This window comes from Tractidigestivibacter montrealensis, from assembly GCF_024741235.1.
GTDB lineage: Bacteria > Actinomycetota > Coriobacteriia > Coriobacteriales > Atopobiaceae > Tractidigestivibacter > Tractidigestivibacter montrealensis.
Window position 1 is genome coordinate 49,658 of record NZ_JANSKA010000002.1, and the last position, 17,168, is coordinate 66,825.

Annotated in this window: 15 protein-coding genes; 9 read left to right on the forward strand and 6 right to left on the reverse strand. The window is 60.7% G+C overall.

What is annotated here, in order from left to right; all coding sequences use genetic code 11:
* The first annotated feature begins 199 nt into the window (after nt 1–199).
* From NVS32_RS03375 to NVS32_RS03400, 6 genes are all read left to right on the forward strand, one after another.
* Nucleotides 200–610: a zinc ribbon domain-containing protein gene (locus NVS32_RS03375; RefSeq protein WP_117651521.1), complete on the forward strand. Its 411-nt coding sequence runs from the start codon at nt 200–202 to the stop codon at nt 608–610.
* 71 nt (nt 611–681) lie between these two features.
* Nucleotides 682–1,326 carry a dephospho-CoA kinase gene (coaE, locus tag NVS32_RS03380; protein ID WP_118343245.1) on the forward strand — a complete coding sequence of 215 codons (645 nt, stop codon included), beginning with the start codon at nt 682–684 and terminating at the stop codon, nt 1,324–1,326.
* A gap of 164 nt (nt 1,327–1,490) precedes the next feature.
* On the forward strand, nt 1,491–2,036 hold the full coding sequence (locus NVS32_RS03385) for a lytic transglycosylase domain-containing protein (protein ID WP_117651519.1): 546 nt from the start codon (nt 1,491–1,493) through the stop codon (nt 2,034–2,036).
* A 102-nt stretch (nt 2,037–2,138) separates the two neighbouring features.
* Entirely contained in the window at nt 2,139–4,364 is a 2,226-nt protein-coding gene (uvrB, locus tag NVS32_RS03390) for an excinuclease ABC subunit UvrB (protein ID WP_258498673.1), read from the forward strand.
* Between the two features lie 156 nt (nt 4,365–4,520).
* Entirely contained in the window at nt 4,521–4,805 is a 285-nt protein-coding gene (locus NVS32_RS03395) for a PTS sugar transporter subunit IIB (RefSeq protein ID WP_117651517.1), read from the forward strand.
* Nucleotides 4,806–4,818: 13 nt separating this feature from the next.
* Nucleotides 4,819–5,211 carry a GtrA family protein gene (locus tag NVS32_RS03400; protein ID WP_117651516.1) on the forward strand — a complete coding sequence of 131 codons (393 nt, stop codon included), beginning with the start codon at nt 4,819–4,821 and terminating at the stop codon, nt 5,209–5,211.
* Between the two features lie 34 nt (nt 5,212–5,245).
* Here the strand turns inward: NVS32_RS03400 and NVS32_RS03405 are convergent, their stop codons facing one another.
* Genes NVS32_RS03405 through NVS32_RS03415 form a run of 3 tightly spaced genes read right to left on the reverse strand, consistent with a single transcriptional unit; the run spans nt 5,246 to nt 9,053 of the window.
* On the reverse strand, nt 5,246–6,928 hold the full coding sequence (locus NVS32_RS03405) for an NAD(P)/FAD-dependent oxidoreductase (protein WP_199563091.1): 1,683 nt from the start codon (nt 6,926–6,928) through the stop codon (nt 5,246–5,248).
* A 1-nt stretch (nt 6,929) separates the two neighbouring features.
* Nucleotides 6,930–8,165, reverse strand: a complete 1,236-nt coding sequence (locus NVS32_RS03410; protein WP_258498675.1) for an aminoacetone oxidase family FAD-binding enzyme — start codon at nt 8,163–8,165, stop codon at nt 6,930–6,932.
* Between the two features lie 3 nt (nt 8,166–8,168).
* On the reverse strand, nt 8,169–9,053 hold the full coding sequence (locus NVS32_RS03415; protein ID WP_258498677.1) for an Mrp/NBP35 family ATP-binding protein: 885 nt from the start codon (nt 9,051–9,053) through the stop codon (nt 8,169–8,171).
* A 363-nt stretch (nt 9,054–9,416) separates the two neighbouring features.
* On the opposite strand from NVS32_RS03415, the gene NVS32_RS03420 reads away from it, so the two are divergent.
* Nucleotides 9,417–12,755, forward strand: a complete 3,339-nt coding sequence (locus NVS32_RS03420) for an ABC transporter ATP-binding protein/permease (RefSeq protein WP_258498678.1) — start codon at nt 9,417–9,419, stop codon at nt 12,753–12,755.
* Between the two features lie 38 nt (nt 12,756–12,793).
* On the opposite strand, the gene NVS32_RS03425 is transcribed toward NVS32_RS03420, so the two are convergent.
* From NVS32_RS03425 to NVS32_RS03435, 3 genes are read right to left on the reverse strand one after another with little or no spacing between them, the layout of a single operon-like run.
* On the reverse strand, nt 12,794–13,795 hold the full coding sequence (locus NVS32_RS03425) for a sugar kinase (protein ID WP_258498680.1): 1,002 nt from the start codon (nt 13,793–13,795) through the stop codon (nt 12,794–12,796).
* Nucleotides 13,792–14,715, reverse strand: a complete 924-nt coding sequence (locus NVS32_RS03430) for an AEC family transporter (protein ID WP_258498681.1) — start codon at nt 14,713–14,715, stop codon at nt 13,792–13,794. Before NVS32_RS03430 ends, NVS32_RS03425 begins: the two co-directional genes overlap by 4 nt.
* On the reverse strand, nt 14,715–15,287 hold the full coding sequence (locus NVS32_RS03435) for an STM3941 family protein (protein WP_258498682.1): 573 nt from the start codon (nt 15,285–15,287) through the stop codon (nt 14,715–14,717). Before NVS32_RS03435 ends, NVS32_RS03430 begins: the two co-directional genes overlap by 1 nt.
* Nucleotides 15,288–15,607: 320 nt before the next feature.
* Here NVS32_RS03435 and NVS32_RS03440 point away from each other — a divergent pair, with 320 nt between their 5' ends.
* The gene (locus tag NVS32_RS03440) at nt 15,608–15,934 is read left to right on the forward strand and encodes a PTS fructose transporter subunit IIB (protein WP_091004690.1); all 327 of its coding nucleotides are present in this window, start codon (nt 15,608–15,610) and stop codon (nt 15,932–15,934) included.
* The gene (locus tag NVS32_RS03445) at nt 15,935–17,056 is read left to right on the forward strand and encodes a PTS fructose transporter subunit IIC (RefSeq protein ID WP_258498683.1); all 1,122 of its coding nucleotides are present in this window, start codon (nt 15,935–15,937) and stop codon (nt 17,054–17,056) included.
* The last annotated feature ends 112 nt before the right edge of the window (nt 17,057–17,168 follow it).

The window sequence follows — 17,168 nt, forward strand, 5'->3', positions numbered from 1 at the left end:
CGGTTAACCGTTCGATATCCGCGGCACTCGGGGTTGCGCCGTTTTCTCTGGCCATCCTCGTCGCACCTCTGCCTGCTCCACGTGGCCTCCATTCCGCACGGGCTTGCCGTATGCCACCCTCCCATTTGGGTAGACGTGTGTTCGTTGACTATTCCGCAGGCACGCAGCCGCAGTGGGTGGCGTTGGCGATGGGGGAGATATGGCACAGGGCGACTTCAACCGTAGAGCGCAGCAGTTCATGAACGGACGCCGCGGACCAGATGACCTCGCCAATCTTTGCGTTTGGGTGGCGGTCATTCTCGCCATTGTCGATTTGTTTATGCACACCGGTTGGCTCAGCTGGGTCTCCATGGCGCTTGTCGTCTATGCGGTCTGGCGCATGTGCTCCAAGAACGTCTACGCCCGCATGAGCGAGAACGACGCCTTTCTCACGGCAATGGGGCCTGTGAGGCCATGGCTGCAGAATCCCGGTCGCGCGGCCAACGAGCTGCGCACCTACAAGCACGTGAAGTGCCCCTCATGCGGGCAGAAGGTCCGCGTTCCGCGAGGGAAGGGCAAGCTTCGCGTTACCTGCCCCAAGTGTCATGAGAAGTTCGAGGTCAAGTCCTAGCTGACGTGCGCCCCTCGGCGTGCGATGATGGTATCCCTTGAACGCACTCAAATCGCAGCTGGAGGCATCCTGTGTACAAGGTATTTCTCGCCGGCGGCATTGCCTCGGGCAAGTCGACCGTTGCCCGGATTCTTGAGGAGCTGGGGGCTTCGCGCATAGACCTCGACCAGGTCTCACGGAGCGTCCTCTCGCCGAGAAGTGCCTGCTCGGCCGCAGTTGCAAAGGCCTTTGGCGAAGACCTCGTGAACCCCGCAACAGGCGAGATAGACCGGACGCTTCTCGCCAGGAGAGCGTTTGCCACGCCCGAGAGCGGGGCGCATCTTGAGTCCATCGAGCTGCCGTTCATCTCGGATGAGCTTGCCTGTACGCTTGCCAGGGAGGAGAGTTCTGGTGACGCCCCTGTCTGCGTGGTTGAGGTTCCGCTGCTCGACCGCGTCGAGTCCATGCTTTCCCAGGTAGACGAGGTGCTCTGCGTGATTGCGCCGCTTGGCCTGCGTCGCGTGCGGGCACAGGGGCGTGGTATGGACGTGGCGGACTTCAACCGACGCGTTGCCCTGCAGCCCTCCGACGAGTACCTGCGTTCGCACGCAGACGTTGTATTCGATAACGTTGGAGACGAGAAGGCCTTGGCCGCGCAGGTTCGTGCCTGGTGGGATTCGCGCGAGCGGGATGGCTGGGTGCGGTCCCCGGCGCGTGAGGGTGGAACCCCCCGATGAGCGTTCGTTCCTCGAATCCAAGGGGTAGACGACCTGCCGCAAGGAGGCATACACCCACGAACGGCCGTCCCGCGGCAGGCAAGCGCCCTGCCAGGCGCTCCCGCCCCCGGCGCAGGCGTACGCGTAGCCGCCGGTTTGGCCGCTGGTATCGCGTGGTGCCGCTCATGCTGGTGGGTATCGTGGTCGTGGCGTGCGTCCTTCTCGCCGTCACCCCCACAACGCTCGCCCGGCGCACGCTCTATCCCGTGAGCCACGCTCGTGACATCCAGGCGTCGGCGGAGCGCCATGGCGTGGACCCGCTGCTCATTGCCGCCGTCATCAAGTGCGAGTCGGGCTGGGACGAGAATGCCCAGTCATCTGCGGGGGCCCTCGGCCTCATGCAGGTGATGCCGCAGACCTCCTCCGAGCTGGCTCGCATGGGGCTTGTCGACTCAAACGCCTATGACCCGTCAAACCTCCTCGACCCAGCGACAAACATTGAGTATGGTACGGCCTACCTTGCATTCCTCCAAAAGAACCTCTCCTCGACGGACGAGGTTATTGCCGCCTACAACGCGGGCATGGGGAAGGTCGAGGAGTGGCTCGCCCAGCCTGGCGAGCTTGCAGACAACATCACGTACACGGAGACGCGCGAGTACCTGCGCCGCGTGAACGAGGCGTATCAGGGGTACCGTGACAGCTATCCCACAGGGTTGGCGGTCGAGCAGTAATCCGGCCGCAGGAGGTGCTGCACTATCGAGAAATACTTTGCGGTAACCTAGATATAGAACACGCGTTCTGTTATACTCTGGCTCCAGGGAGAGGAGAGGGCCATGGCGAAAGCTTCAAGCACAGGCGAGCGTTTTGGCGGCGAGCTCAAGCGCTTTGGCGTCGAACAGGCTGGTACGCCGTTCAAGGTCGTCTCGCCCTTCGAGCCTGCGGGAGACCAGCCACAGGCAATCGAGAAGCTCGCGCATGGCGTTGAGGAAGGCCTGCGCTACCAAACGCTTATGGGCGTCACCGGCTCTGGAAAGACGTTCACCATGGCCAAGACCATCGAGGCGGTGCAGCGCCCCACGCTCATCATGGAGCCCAACAAGACGCTTGCCGCCCAGGTGGCCAGCGAGATGCGCGAGCTCTTCCCCAACAACGCGGTGGTCTACTTCGTAAGCTACTACGACTACTACCAGCCAGAGGCCTACGTTCCCCAGAGTGACACCTACATCGAGAAGGACGCCTCCATCAACGAGGAGGTCGAGAAGCTGCGCCACCAGGCCACCTCGAGCCTGCTCTCGCGTCGCGACGTCATTGTGGTGGCGTCCGTCTCGTGCATATACGGTATCGGCAGCCCTCAGGACTACGCTGGCCTTGCGCCCAACGTGGATAAGGAGGTGCCGCTCGAGCGGGATGACCTCATCAAGAACCTCATAGACATCCAGTACGACAGGAACGACTACGACCTCCAGCGTGGCACCTTCCGCGTGCGCGGTGACACCGTGGACGTTTTCCCGCCCTATGCCGAGAACCCCCTGCGCATCTCGTTCTTTGGAGACGAGGTCGAGCAGATCGCCGAGGTGGACAACATGACGGGAGAGGTCGTGCGCGAGTTCGACGCCATTCCCATCTGGCCTGCCTCGCACTACGTTACCGAGCGTCCCAAGATCACCCACGCGTTGAAGACCATTTCTGAGGAGCTTGAGCAGCGCGTGGCCGAGCTCAAGGCAAACAACATGCTGCTTGAGGCCGAGAGGCTCTCGCAGCGTACGGCTTATGACCTCGAGATGCTCGAGAATATGGGGTACTGCAACGGCATCGAGAACTACTCGCGCCACCTTGACGGTCGCGCTCCCGGCGAGCCCCCCTACACGCTCATCGACTACTTCCCCAAGGACATGCTCTGCATCATCGATGAGAGCCACGTTACGGTCCCACAGATTCGCGGCATGCACGAGGGAGACCGCTCGCGCAAGGTCACGCTTGTCGAGCACGGCTTCCGCCTTCCCTCGGCGCTGGACAACAGGCCCCTGCGCTTCGACGAGTTCGAGGCCCGCATTCCGCAGTTCATCTACGTCTCCGCAACGCCGGGGGACTACGAGGAGTCGGTGACGCAGCAGGAGGTGGAGCAGATCATCCGTCCCACTGGCCTTCTCGATCCAAAGATCGAGGTTCGGCCGGTCCATGGACAGATCGATGACCTCATCTCCGAGATTCGCGAGCGCGTGGGGCGCCACGAGCGCGTACTTGTGACCACCCTTACCAAGCGCATGGCAGAAGACCTTACAGATCACCTCTTGGACGAGGGGTTCCGCGTTAACTACATGCACTCAGACACCGCAACGCTCGATCGAGTGGACATCATCCGGGACCTTCGCGAGGGAAAGATCGACGTGCTTGTGGGCATCAACCTCCTGCGAGAGGGGCTCGACATACCCGAGGTCTCGCTCGTTGCCATCCTCGATGCCGACAAGGAAGGCTTCCTCAGAAACCGCCGCTCGCTCATCCAGACCATGGGGCGCGCTGCCCGTAACGTCTCGGGCGAGGTCATCATGTACGCCGATGAGATAACAGACTCCATGCGCGAGGCAATCGACGAGACGCGCAGGCGCCGTGCCCTCCAGGAGAAGTTCAACGAGGAGCACCACATCGAGCCACAGACGGTGCGTAAGGCTATCAATGACATCTCAGGCTTTCTCGCCGAGGCACAGGCCAACGTGGGAAAGCGCAAGCGCAAGGATGGAACCTTCTATACCGCCTCGGGGGAGGGGGCAGAGGAACAGGGCGCTCCCGCGGAGGTATCCACGGCAGAGGCAGTTGCCGCCGAGCTCTCCAAACTCCCACGTGAGGAGGTCATGCGGGTCATCGCCTCGCTCGAGGAGGAGATGGCAAGCGCCTCTGCGAACATGGAGTACGAACAGGCGGCTCGCATTCGTGACCAGCTCGTCGAACTCAAGAGCCAATTTGAGGGAACGAGCGAGGAAGAGGTCATGAAACGTCTCAAGGCAGGCGCAAGAAAGGGGAGCGCCCACGCGACGCGGCGCAAGTACCGCGGGAAGCGCTGATGCCTGCACCAAATTGCGGCATGCCACATGTGGTCTCTTTGGCCACCCCAAGGCTCGGAAGCCAACGCGCCCGGGGGTTCGGCTGCACACGTGGGGTATGATGTGTTTCGCCAGAAATGAGTCGTGTGACGGTTGCCAAGCTATCAAGGAGGCATCATGGCTGCAAAGATCGTCGTTGCATGTGGTTCTGGAGTCGCAACCTCTGCGACCGTAGCCTATAAGGTCAAGAAGTTGCTTGCGGCCGATGGCATCGAGGCGGATGTCGAGGCAGTCGCTGTTGCCGACCTTGATGAGGCGCTTAAGGACGCCGACGCATACGTTGCCGTGGTCCGTCCCGATGGCGAGTTTGATGTCCCCGTCTTTAATGGTGTCGCGTTCCTCACGGGCATGAACCAGGATGAGGAGCTCAAACGTCTTGCCGATGCGGTAAGGGACAAGTAGCGCCGGCGTTGCCATGCACCAGGCATTTCGACAGCTCGTCTCGTACGCGCTCCTTGGGTGCGTCTGCTCTGCTGTCGACATGCTTGTCTTTCTCGCACTCACGTCGCTGGGCAGCTTGGAGCCGCTCGCTGCAAACGCCGCAAGCGTGACGGCTGGACTTACGCTGAGCTTCTTTCTCAACCGTAAGTACACCTTTCACGTTACGGATAGCCCTGTCCGGCGCTACGTTGTCTTCTTCTGCGTGGGGCTCTGCGGCATGTTCGTGCAGGAGCTGGTGATTGCCGCTCTTACCATGCAGGCCGCACAGCCCGTCTCAACGCCTTTTGTGGCTAAGCTTGTAGCCCTTGTGACCGCGGGGCTCATGCAGTTTGTTCTCAACAGGTCGGTGACGTTCAGGCAGCGCTAGGGCGAAGCCCCTGCGTGTGGCACACGCCCAAGTGCTAAGCCCCAAGCTCCTCTGCCGCATCCGCCACAACGGCCTCTGCAACACGCAGCCCATCGGCAGCCGCGCTCATGATGCCGCCGGCGTAGCCGGCACCCTCGCCTACGGGCCAAAGGCCGCGCACGCCCACGCTCTGCAGATTGTCTCCGCGCGTCACGCGCACGGGTGAGCTTGACCTTGTCTCAACGCCCGTGAGCACCGCATCCGGACGGTCAAAGCCGCGAAGCTTGCGCCCCATTTCGGGAATCGCCGCGCGAAGCGTCTCGGTGATGTAAGAGGGAAGGCAGCGCGAGACATCTCCCCAGGACACACCTCTGGGATAGGTGGGCTCGACGCCCCCGCCTTCCGCGGACGGCCTTCCATGCAGGAAGTCTCCCACAAGCTGTGCCGGTGCCACAAAGCCACCTCCGCCCGCCTCGAACGCTGCCCTCTCGCATGCGCGCTGCAGCTTGACGCCTTCCAGAACGTCGTCACCGGGAAGGTCCTCGGGGAACACGTTGGCAAGCAGCCCTGAGTTTGCGTTCTCCCCCGCGCGATCCGAGTAGCTCATGCCGTTGGTAACCACACCGCCCGGCTCGTTAGCGGCCGAGACCACGTAGCCGCCGGGGCACATGCAGAACGAGAAGGCCGAGCGGCCCGAAGGCAGGTGAACGGCAAGGCTGTATGGCGCAGCGCCCAGCACTGGGTTACCCGCAGAGGGACCGTAGAGCGCACGGTCGATGTCCGCCTGAAGGTGCTCGATGCGCACGCCCATTGCAAAGGTCTTGCGTTCCATGGGAACGCCGCGCTGCACGAGTAGCTCAAAGACGTCGCGAGCGGAGTGCCCGCAGGCAAGCACCACCTTTGAGCAGGGCATGCGTTCCTCGGTGACGATTCCCGTCTCAGGGTCCTCTGAGCGCAGTGTCACCGCGTGCACGCGTCCGCCACTCACATCGAGGTCAACCAGGCGGCAACGGCAGCGCACCGTACCCCCGGCCTCCTCGATCATGCCAATGATGCGGGTCACCACGCCGGGCAGAACATCGCTTCCAATGTGGGGCTTTGCGTCCCACAGGATGCGCTGTTGCGCGCCAGCATCCGCAAAGGTCTTGAGCACCAGCCGGTGGAAGGGGCTCTTGGTCCCCGTCTGCAGCTTGCCGTCGGAGAAGGTCCCGGCACCGCCCACGCCAAACTGGATGTTGCTCTCGGGGTCAAGCTCGCCTGTCTCGTCGTGGTGGCGTACCACACGCGACCGCCGCGCGGCATCATCGCCGCGCTCGACGAGAAGCGGCTCCAGGCCTGCGCGCGCGAGCGAGAGCGCGCAGAAGAGGCCCGCGCAGCCTGCCCCCACCACAATGATGGACCCCTGGTCGTGCGGCGCGTGCGCAAGCGGCAGCGGGAAGTCCCTGTCGGCAGCCTCCACCACGCGCACCCCGCCGCCCTCGCGCTTGGAGGCAAGCCTGGCGAGAAGCGCCTTCTCTGCCGAAGCGCCACCGGGAAGCTCTGCTCGCAGCGTGAAGATGAGCTGGATGTCGCCCTTCTTGCGCGCGTCGATGGAGCGCTTGCGGCGCGTGACGCGGCCAAGCTCCTCTTGCCGCACGTGCAGCCGCCGCGCAAGGGCCTGCCGGATGACAACCTTTTCGCGCGAGTCGGTGCCATCCAGTTTTGAGAGCGGCACGCGTATGCCTGAAACCTCTATCAAGCTATCTCCTCCCAGCAAGGCGTGCGGCCGACGCTCCCGCCACCATGCCGCTCTTCCAGGCCCACGCGAGGTTGAATCCTCCGCAGGCCCCGTCGACGTCCACGGCCTCGCCGCAGGCAAACACATCCGGCGCCCCAGGGCACGCAAGCGTCGAGGCGTCAAGCGCTTCCACGTCAATGCCTCCGGCCGTGACCTGGGCGCGCTTCTCGTCTGCAATACCAGTGACGAGAAGCTCCACGGCCTTTGCGTGGGCAACCACGTCCTCGGCCGTGCCATTGAGCTTGCCCAGCTGGGCGGCAACCTCGTTGTCGAGCAGGCCCGCTGTGCCCCCATGCACCGCTAGCTCGCAGGCCGTGCGCGCGCTCACCTCGGGGAGCAGGTCGAGAACCAGCCTGTCTCCTGGTTGCGCATTGCGCGAGAGGTCAAAGCTCACGATGCCAGAGATGCCGTAGGACCTAAAGAGCAGCTCGCCCGCCTCGCGTGCAATGGTGACGCCATCCCGCACGAGGGTTGCCGCTACGCGCGCCCGTCGTCCGTCAAGCTTGGGGAAGTCGAGCCCCTCGCAGGCAAGCGGGCAAAGGACTGGTCGCGCGTCCACCACGGGAAGACCAAGGCTGCGGGCGAGCGAATCCTCTTTGCCGCCGGTGGCTATCACGACTGCCCTCGCGCAGAGCACCTCTTGGTTGCCGCCATCGAACGTGGGCGCAAGTCTCAGGCGAAGGCCGTCTGTCCCACGAGAGATGCCGGCAACCTCGCGCCCGCAGGCAAGCGTCACGTGTGCCCTGCGTGCCCGCTCCACCAGCACCTCTCGTACGGAGGACGCCTCGCGCGTCACGGGATAGAGCCTGCCGCCCTCCTCCTCGACGACGGCAAGCCCACATGCCGAGAAGAAGCCCTGCACGTCTGCGAGGAAGCGCTCTCCGCAGACGGCGGACACAAAGCCGGGATGCCGGTACCTCTCGGCCGAGAGGTCCGCGTTTGCGAGGTTGCAGCGCCCGCCGCCTGTGGCGAGGATGCTGCGGCCGCACTCAAGCGCGCGCTCGACCACAACCACGCGGGCGCCCGCCTCGGCGGCTGTGATGGCGGCGGCGAGGCCCGACGCCCCGCCCCCCACAACGGCTACGTCTACCTGGGAAGGAACCTGGACCGTACGTGCCTGCGCGGCTAGCTCTCGCTCCCGCGCCAGGCGTGACGGCCCGCGGCCCGCGTGCGATGTGTTTCTCGGCCGAGAGGGCATACGCTACTCCGCAGCCCCCGATGACGCCTTTGCGTCATCGAACTCGCAGATGGAGACCACAGCCTCCACGGCCTTGGGCAAAAAGCCCTGCGGCAGCTCGTCCTCAAGGGTGCCGTGGTCGCAGGCAGCCGCAAGCGCGGGGTCGATGGGAAGCTCGCCAAGAGCGTCGATGCCGTACTCGTCTGCCGTCTGCGCAAGGTGGCTCGGCCCGTACGGCCAGATCTTCTCGCCGCAATGGGGGCAGGTGACATAGGCCATGTTCTCGACAAGGCCAAGCACGGGCACGCTCATCATGGATGCCATGTTGAACGCCTTGCCCACGACCATCTGCACGAGGTCCTGCGGCGATGAGACAACCACCACGCCTTCGATGGGCAGGGACTGGAACACGGTGAGGGGCACGTCGCCCGTTCCCGGGGGCATGTCGACGAGCAGGTAGTCAAGCGCGCCCCAAGCGCACTCCTCGAAGAACTGGCGCAGGGCACCCGCAATCACAGGACCGCGCCACACGATGGGGTCGGTCTCATTCTCGAGGACGAGGTTGGCGCTCATGACCTCGATGCCGCCCTTGGTGGTGGCGGGCACCAGGATGTCGTTCACTGCGGTGGCGCGCTCGCCGGCAAGGCCCAGCATCTTGGGGATGGAGGGGCCGGTAATATCCGCGTCCAGGATTCCCACGCGTGCGCCGGAGCGTGCCAGCTCAACGGCAAGGCTGCCGCAGACAAACGACTTGCCCACGCCACCCTTGCCGGAGATGACCCCAATCACGTGGTGGATCTTGGTGTACTCATTCTGCTTAAAGCCGGCCGGGCCCTGCGCCGCCTTCGAGCGGCCGTGCAGCACCTCGTCCATCTCCTGCTTGATCTTTTCCTCGTTGGCGTCTGCCATGGCGTTCCTCTCCGTCTCGCCGCCGAGCGGCGCGTAAGTTGCACGCTCAATTCTACCCAAGGGCGCAGCGGGCGAGAGGGTCGTGCCGCCGGCGGTGCAGCGTCGACGGTTGCTGCGGGCGCTAGGAGCGTGGCCGCCGATGGCTTCCGGCGGTACCGGGAGGCGCAGTTTAGCTCCCTTTCTTAAAACGGTTGCCAGCGACCTGCGGAAACGTAGAGGGTGTTTAAGAAAAGGAGCTAAACTCCGCAAGCCCGCTTGGGAAACATGCCGCGCAGCCGGCCCTCAAGTTTGGTATCGCTTTCGTAGACCAAGTCCTTGGAGCGTTTCCTGAAGGCCGCCTTGGGTAAGCTGGGATGAGCCAGAATGACGTCAACCGACAGGAACCGCATGCTCGAGCTCAGGGACATCTCAAAGAAGTACGTTACCGGGAACTTTACGCAGGTGGCGCTCGACCACATCAGCGTGGCCTTCCGCGATTCCGAGTTTGTGGCGGTTCTCGGCCCCTCTGGCTCGGGCAAGACGACAATGCTCAACGTGGTGGGCGGCCTCGACCACTTTGACTCCGGCGACCTTCTGGTGGACGGCATCTCCACGAAGCGCTTCCGCGACCGTGACTGGGACGCCTACCGCAACAATCGAATTGGCTTCGTGTTCCAGAGCTACAACCTCATCCCTCACCAGACCATCCTCGCCAACGTGGAGCTGGCACTCACGCTCTCTGGCGTCTCTCGCGCGGAACGGCGCAAACGCGCCCTCAAGGCGCTTGCCGACGTGGGCCTGGCGGACCACGTGGATAAGCGGCCGGCCCAGCTCTCGGGCGGGCAGATGCAGCGTGTGGCCATAGCGCGCGCCCTTATCAACGATCCCGAGATTCTTCTTGCCGACGAGCCCACGGGCGCCCTTGACTCGGTGACGTCCGTGCAGGTGATGGACCTCCTCAAGGAGGTCTCGCGCGACCGCCTGGTGGTGATGGTCACGCACAACCCCGAGCTTGCCCGCCAGTACGCCACGCGCATCGTCGAGCTGCGCGACGGCCACATCACGAGCGACTCAGATCCCTTCGAGCCCGGCCTGGAGGAGGAGCGCCGTCCCGCCAAGCCCACACGCAAGACCTCGATGTCGTTCCTCACGGCCATGGGCCTCTCGTTCAACAACCTCATGACCAAGAAGGGCCGCACGATAATGACGGCCTTTGCTGGATCGATTGGCATCATCGGCATTGCCGCGATTCTCTCGCTCGCCAATGGGGTCAACAACTACATCAACAACGTCGAGGAGGAGACCCTCTCGGCCTATCCGGTCCAGATTTCCGAGCAGAGCGTGGACATGTCATCGATGCTCTCTACTGCTAGCGCGGAGGGCGACGGCTTGTCGAGCAGAGACAATGCCGACTTGAGCGAGGACGGTACGGTGGCCACCACGCCCATGGTCTCCAACATGGCCCAGAGCGTGGGCTCAAACGACACCGCTTCGCTCAAGACATACCTCGACGAGAATGGCGGGGGCATTCGCGACCAGGTCTCGGCCATCGAGTACAAGTACAATGTCACGCCGCAGATTTTCCTGGCTGATACGTCGAATGGCCCCGTCCAGGTAAACCCGGAGTCGTCTTTCTCGTCACTGGGAATGAACTCTGCCGGTGCGTCCCCGATGGGCATGTCGACCAACGTGTTCTCCGAGCTGCCCGACACTCCATCGCTCTTCGAGGGTCAGTACGACGTGAAGGTCGGCCACTGGCCGGAGGCGGCGGACGAGCTGGTTCTGGTGCTCGATTCCAAGGGGAAGCTGCTCGACCTTCTCGCCTACGACATGGGCTTGCGCGACTACGGCGACCTCGAGAAGATGGTGAGCGAGTACGTTTCGGGGGAGGCTGTCGACGCCGATGACACCTCTGCCACCTACACCTACGACCAGCTTATGGCGCCAACGTTCTCGCTTGTGAATGCGAGCGACATGTATACGTACGAGGACAGCCTTGGGGTGTGGTCAGATCGCTCCGACGACGATGAGTACATGAAGTCTCTTGTCGAGAACGGCACCAAGCTCCACATCGTGGGCGTGGTGCAGCCCAAGAAGGGGGACCGCGCACACACGCTCTCCTCGGGCATCTACTACACCAAGGCGCTCACGCAGCAGGTCATCGAGGCGGCCAAGGGGTCCCAGATCGTCCAGGGCCAGATTGCCAACCCCGACGTGGACGTCTTTACCGGAGAGACCTTCGAGGACGAGGCGGCGGGCAACACGAGCAAGCTGGACTTCTCGTCCTTTGTGACCGTTGACGGGACCAAGTTCCAGTCGGCCTTCTCGTTTGATAGCGCTGCGCTTGCCTCGAGCGCGTCGAATCTGGACCTCTCCGGCCTCGACCTGTCGTCGATGGACCTCTCGTCCATCACCGTGCCCCAGATGGACCCCTCGGAACTCCAACTCGACACCGCCGCCATCCCGCAGCTTTCGGCTGACGACCTCAAGCAGCTCTTCCCCGACCTCACGGAGGAACAGGTTCGCGAGGCGCTCTCGGGAGTGAGCGTGAAGTTCAAGGATGGGGGGCAGGAGCGGCTGGCGCAGGCTCTCACGCAGGTGGCGCAGGGCTGGGCAGCCTGGCAGAAAGAGAACCCGGACGGGAGCGTCGCGGACTACATTGCGTCAGACGCGGTGAGCGAGAAGATCCGGGCCGCAGTGGAGGACGCCATCGACACCGATGACCTCAAGCAGCAGCTGACCGCTGCCGTTGGAAAGCTTACGGGCTCTGAGGCGACCACGCCCGAGGGCGTGGGGGAGGACGTCGTGAACAAGGTCCTTGCGCTCTACCAGCAGAAGGTCGCGGGCGCTCTTACCACTGCCATTACAAGCGCAGTAAGCCAGTACGTGCAGTCCGCCATGACGCAGATAATGACCCAGGCGACGACGCAGATTGAGGCTGGGCTCAAGACGGCACTCACCGCATCCATCCAGAACTTCATGGGCAACATGGCGGGCGCGATGAAGGTGGATGAGTCCAAGCTTGCGGATGCGTTCCAGTTTAATCTCACCGAAGATGACCTCAAGGGAATCATGAGCTCGCTTTTGGGTTCGGGGAGCGCTACCTACGAGGGCAACCTCACCAAGCTGGGATACGCCGATCTGGACAAGCCCTCGGAGATTGACATCTATCCTACGGACTTCACCGCCAAGGACAATGTCATATCTATTCTCAACGGCTACAACGACATGCAGCGGGAAGCTGGGGAGGACAGCAAGGTCGTGAGCTGGTCGGACATGGTCGGGGCAATGATGAGCTCGGTCTCGGACATCCTCAACATGGTGACCGCCATGCTGGTTGCGTTTGTGTCCATCTCGCTGGTGGTCTCGTCAATCATGATTGGTATCATCACCTACATCTCGGTGCTGGAGCGCAAGAAGGAGATTGGCATCCTGCGCTCGATTGGCGCGAGCAAGCACAACATCTCCGAGGTGTTCAATGCCGAGACCGTGATTGAGGGGTTCGTTGCCGGTGCCATGGGCATACTCATCACGTTGGCGCTTCTCATCCCTGCAAACGCGATTATCGAGAGCAACTTCGACGTGGCGAACCTCGCACAGCTCCCGCCTCAGGCGGCCGTGGCTCTCATTGCGATTTCCGTGGCGCTCACGTTTATTGCGGGGCTCATCCCGGCGGCAAAGGCGTCGCGCGAAGATCCGGTTGAGGCGCTCAGGAGCGAGTAGGACCACGGGGCAGTGGGGACCGATTTGTATCGGTAGGACTACTGTCGAATTGAGGGCTGGGCGGTATCTGCCAGGAGGCTGGCCAGCTCGGTCTCGGTGGCAAAGCAAAGGTCTCCTGCGACGGTTGCCTTGTAGGCGCTTGCCATGGTTGCGTAATCGATGCAGAACTGTGGATCCCACTTGCAGCACTGTGCGTGAACCATGCTCGCAGCAAAGATGCTTCCGCTACTCGAGAGGTCCGTTATTGCAGCCCTCTGGGTCTTGGAGAGATACTCTCCGTCGCGGGTGAGCAGTGCGCCTCGGAAGCTGCCAAAGTCATAGCGGTCGCTCTGCCTAACGACGAAACATGCCTCACGGAGTGGATAATCAAGGAACAGTCCTTTGAGCTTGGTGTGGCAGTAGTCAAAGGTCTCGCCCCTTGAGATGCTTGCGCTCGTTATCGAGAGGATATCGTCTTCCGAGGCAATAAGTTCGTCAATGTTGAGCAGCAGCTGGTGCATGCGCTCTAGGGCAACGCTTGGCTCCAGCATCGTACTGCGGTAGTTGAGGTCACACACGACGTGTATCCCACGGCCGCGGCATGCGTAGAGGCCCTCCTTACATGCCATGTACATCTCCTCCGAGATGGCCGGAGTTACACCGGAGAAGAAGAACAGATCGACGCCATTGAGCATGCGGTCCCAATCGAAATCGGTGTGGGATGCCATGGCCATGGCTGTGCCACTGCGGTCGTATGTGACAATAGAAGGTCTTATTGAGCGGCCGCGTTCGGAGTAGTAGAGCCCCATGCGCTCGTTTGATCTGAGTACGCGCGAGGTGTCGACTCCACAGCGCGCGAGCATCATGAGGGAATTGGTGCCCAGTCTGTTTGCTGAAACCTTTGAAGCAAAGGCAACGTTTTCTCCCTGGGACGCCAAAGATGCCGCAACGACTGTCTCACCGCCACCGTAGGTGACCTCGAGATTGTGGGCGTCCTCAAGACGCTCATAGCCTGTGGTTGCAAGTCTAATGAGGGGTTCACCAAAGCAGAGAATGTTCAATCGAGGACCCCCGTCGAAGTAATGATAATCGTGACCGCTACGATACCAACTAGAACGCTGATTGCGTTCGCCATGCTTGCCAATCCCTCGTTCCCGCCGCACCAAAGCGTATACACCGGCCCGGTGGAAGGGATGGGTGCCCACGCCAAAATCGTAAGGACAGCGCGAACCTCATCGCCTATGGGCAGGAGCGGAAAGACTGAAAATGATAGTAGCACGGCACATGCATAGCGCCAGGTGAGGAGTCTATTGAGCTCTCGTCGTCCGGTGGAATCAGCGCATGGCTTGAACATGAGGCCAATCATAAACATAGAGAGAAAGGCGTTCGCATTTGCCATAGGCGAGATGAGCTGAATGATTTCGCCTGGAATCTTGATACCAAGTATTCCTAGGATGATGAGTATCACATAAGCGTCAAAGGCGGCAGAAGAGAATAGTGTCTTTGCGAAGACTTTGCACTTGTCCTGGTGTTCTTCACCAAGAACCAAGGACTTTATCAGCGCAAGGGTCCCCCCGGTTCCCATGAGTGCGTTTCCCGCATCAAAGAGGCATGCTGCAATAACTGCCGACGGAGGAAAGAACTCTTGGATAAACGCGAGCGCGAAACACCCAATGTTGTAACCAGTGACGTTTGAGAGCTGATACGTGAGCTCCTTCTTGTCCAAGGACCGATAGATAAAAAGGGACAGGAAGAACTGGAGGACGGTTACTGCTAGACCAAGAGCCACTAGCCCAAGTAGCTCTGCGTGAAACTCGGCAGATCCAAAGGCACTTACGATGGCGCAGGGCAGAGTGAGGTTGAACACGACCTTGGAAATGAGCCGTCCCGCACCGTCACCGAGAGAACCAAGTTTGGAGAAGACGATGCCTATGCAGATAACGATGGCAAACGATAGAACCTTAAGAAGAGCTTCCTGCATTAGTATTTTGGCTTTCTGACACGTGAGACCTTTTTAGGCTGAATCTTCTTGCAAAAGGCAACGCCCTCTTTTGACTTGACCTTCTCGGTTACCTTCTTGAACTGGATTCGAATGGGCGCAAAGCCCGCGTCCATGTTCGCCTTGGCGAGGCGCTGTTGACGCTTGTTGAGCGTTGCATACCAGGTGTCGAAATCGGCAGGGACCACGCACATGTAGTCATCGTCGTGAAGGCGGAGAAGGTAGACCTCCTTGATGTCATCCCAAGCGATGAATCCCGCAGAGAACGATGTCGTGTGGTCGGTCACGCCGTTTTCATCAATGAGGATGGCATTGTGTCGATTCACGATTCTGTGGACGTTGTATGCGATGAAGAGAATTGCAAACGGTATGCCCAGATAGCCCGTGGTGTACCTCATGAGAATCGGGTTAGGCGCGAAGGGCAAATCTTGCGTTGCCGCGAGGAATGCTGCGATCAGAATACATACACCCATGAATATCAGCAGCAGATGGATGACGACATCGTTGTTCACCGCGAAGCTCGTGTCAGAAACTTGTTTCTCGACCCTCACCACTATCTCCTTCCGAGGATTCTGAACTCCATGTGTCTGCATTCTAAGTGCGTTGCCCATCAAGAAGGCGTTAGATAGCCATAAATATGAAGAAAATATGAACAAATCCTACAATAATCACGTTAGAATTTAAAAATCAGAACAAAAATAAGAACAAACAATGGTGAAAACATGTAAGCAATACCAAATAGGGGATTTCAGCCCTCAAATACTGTGAAGGAAATATGATTCAGCCATGCGAGGCCATCCATTAATGGTCGGCACAAACGCAAGCGCATGAGGGATGTTCAAGCACGAGTGTTACGGGAGAGGAGGAAAGACAGATGGCAAAGAAGAAGTACATCGTGGGCGTCACCGCTTGTCAGATTGGCATTGCGCATACCTTCATGGCAGCAGACTCTCTTCGCGCGGCTCTGGAGGAGGCTGGCTGTGAGGCAAAGATTGAGACCCAAGGGGCAACTGGTGCCGAGCATGTCATTACTGACGAGGACATTGCTCGTGCGGACGGTGCAATCGTCGCCGCAGACGTCAAGATCAAGGGCAAGGAGCGCTTTGATCCGGTTCCCACGCTTAGCTGCAAGACCAAGGAAGTCATGACAAAGGACAAGGCCGCGGAAGTCGTGGCGGAGCTATTGGAGGCGATTGGCTAGATGGCCGAGATTCAGCGCAAGGGTGCCAAGAAGCAGTCTCAAGGTGCGTTTGTGTGGGACGCAGTGTTGACTGGCATCTCTTATATGATTCCCTTTATCGTTGGCGGCGGTGTGCTCTGGGGCATCGCGAAGGCAATGGGGGGATATAACGTTGGTAATGAGATGGCGGGCCTTGCCTACACCGAGTACACGCCGGCAATGGTCGTGTATGCCATCGGTAGCGCCATCTTTAATGTTTGCGTTCCCATCATCGGCGCCTACATTGCATATGCGATGGCTGATAAGCCCGGTCTTGCTCCAGGTTTTGCCGTCGGCGTCATTTCCAACACCATTAAGGCCGGCTTCCTTGGTGCAGTTCTCGGCGGCATCATCGCTGGGTATCTTGTCATATGGCTGAAAGGGCTCTCTAAGAACGTGCCCGATTCGCTTCAGTCGATTTTCCCAATTCTGATCATTCCCGTTGTGGCGACTGCGGCGACGTCTCTGCTTATGTGGTATGTGATTGGTGTGCCCATTAGCTGGCTTATGGGGATTATCACCTCTGCTCTCACCAACCTGCAGGGCGTTGGCGGCTTTGTCTTTGGCGCTGCTATTGGCGCTGGCATGTCGATTGACCAGGGCGGCCCCATCTCTAAGGCAGTTGCCCTCGTGACCAACGGCCTCAATGCTGACGGCATTTATGGTCCTACCGCCTGCAAGATGTGTGGCGGCATGCAGAACCCGCTTGGCATTTGCATCGCGCAGATTATCGATCGCTTCACGGGCAAGAAGAAGTTTACCCAGCAGGAGCGCGATACCACCATTTCCGGCATTGTCCTCGCATGCTGCTACATCCAGGAGTATGTCATTCCGTTCCTGGTGCAGGACACCTGGCGCTGCCTCGTTCCCTGCATGATTGGCGGTGCGATTTCCGGTGGCCTGGCGGGCATGGCCGGCCTCGAGTCCCCCTCCCCTCACGGTGGTGTGTTCGTAATTGCCCTTATGAGTAACCCGCTTCAGTTCGTTCTGTTCTGGTTCATCGGCGCAATGGTTACTGGTGTCCTGTATTTCCTCCTTCGCAAGCCTGTTGCAGAAGAGCAGGAGATGGGACAGAACGGTGTCCTCGACAAGCTGTTGGGTTAACCAAGAGCGATGTTATGGAGGCGCCTGCGGGCGCCTCCATTCTTTCAGGGCATTCCCACATTCGCTGATGTACAGCCGGAGAGACAGGCTGGCTCAAACATCGGAAGGATTA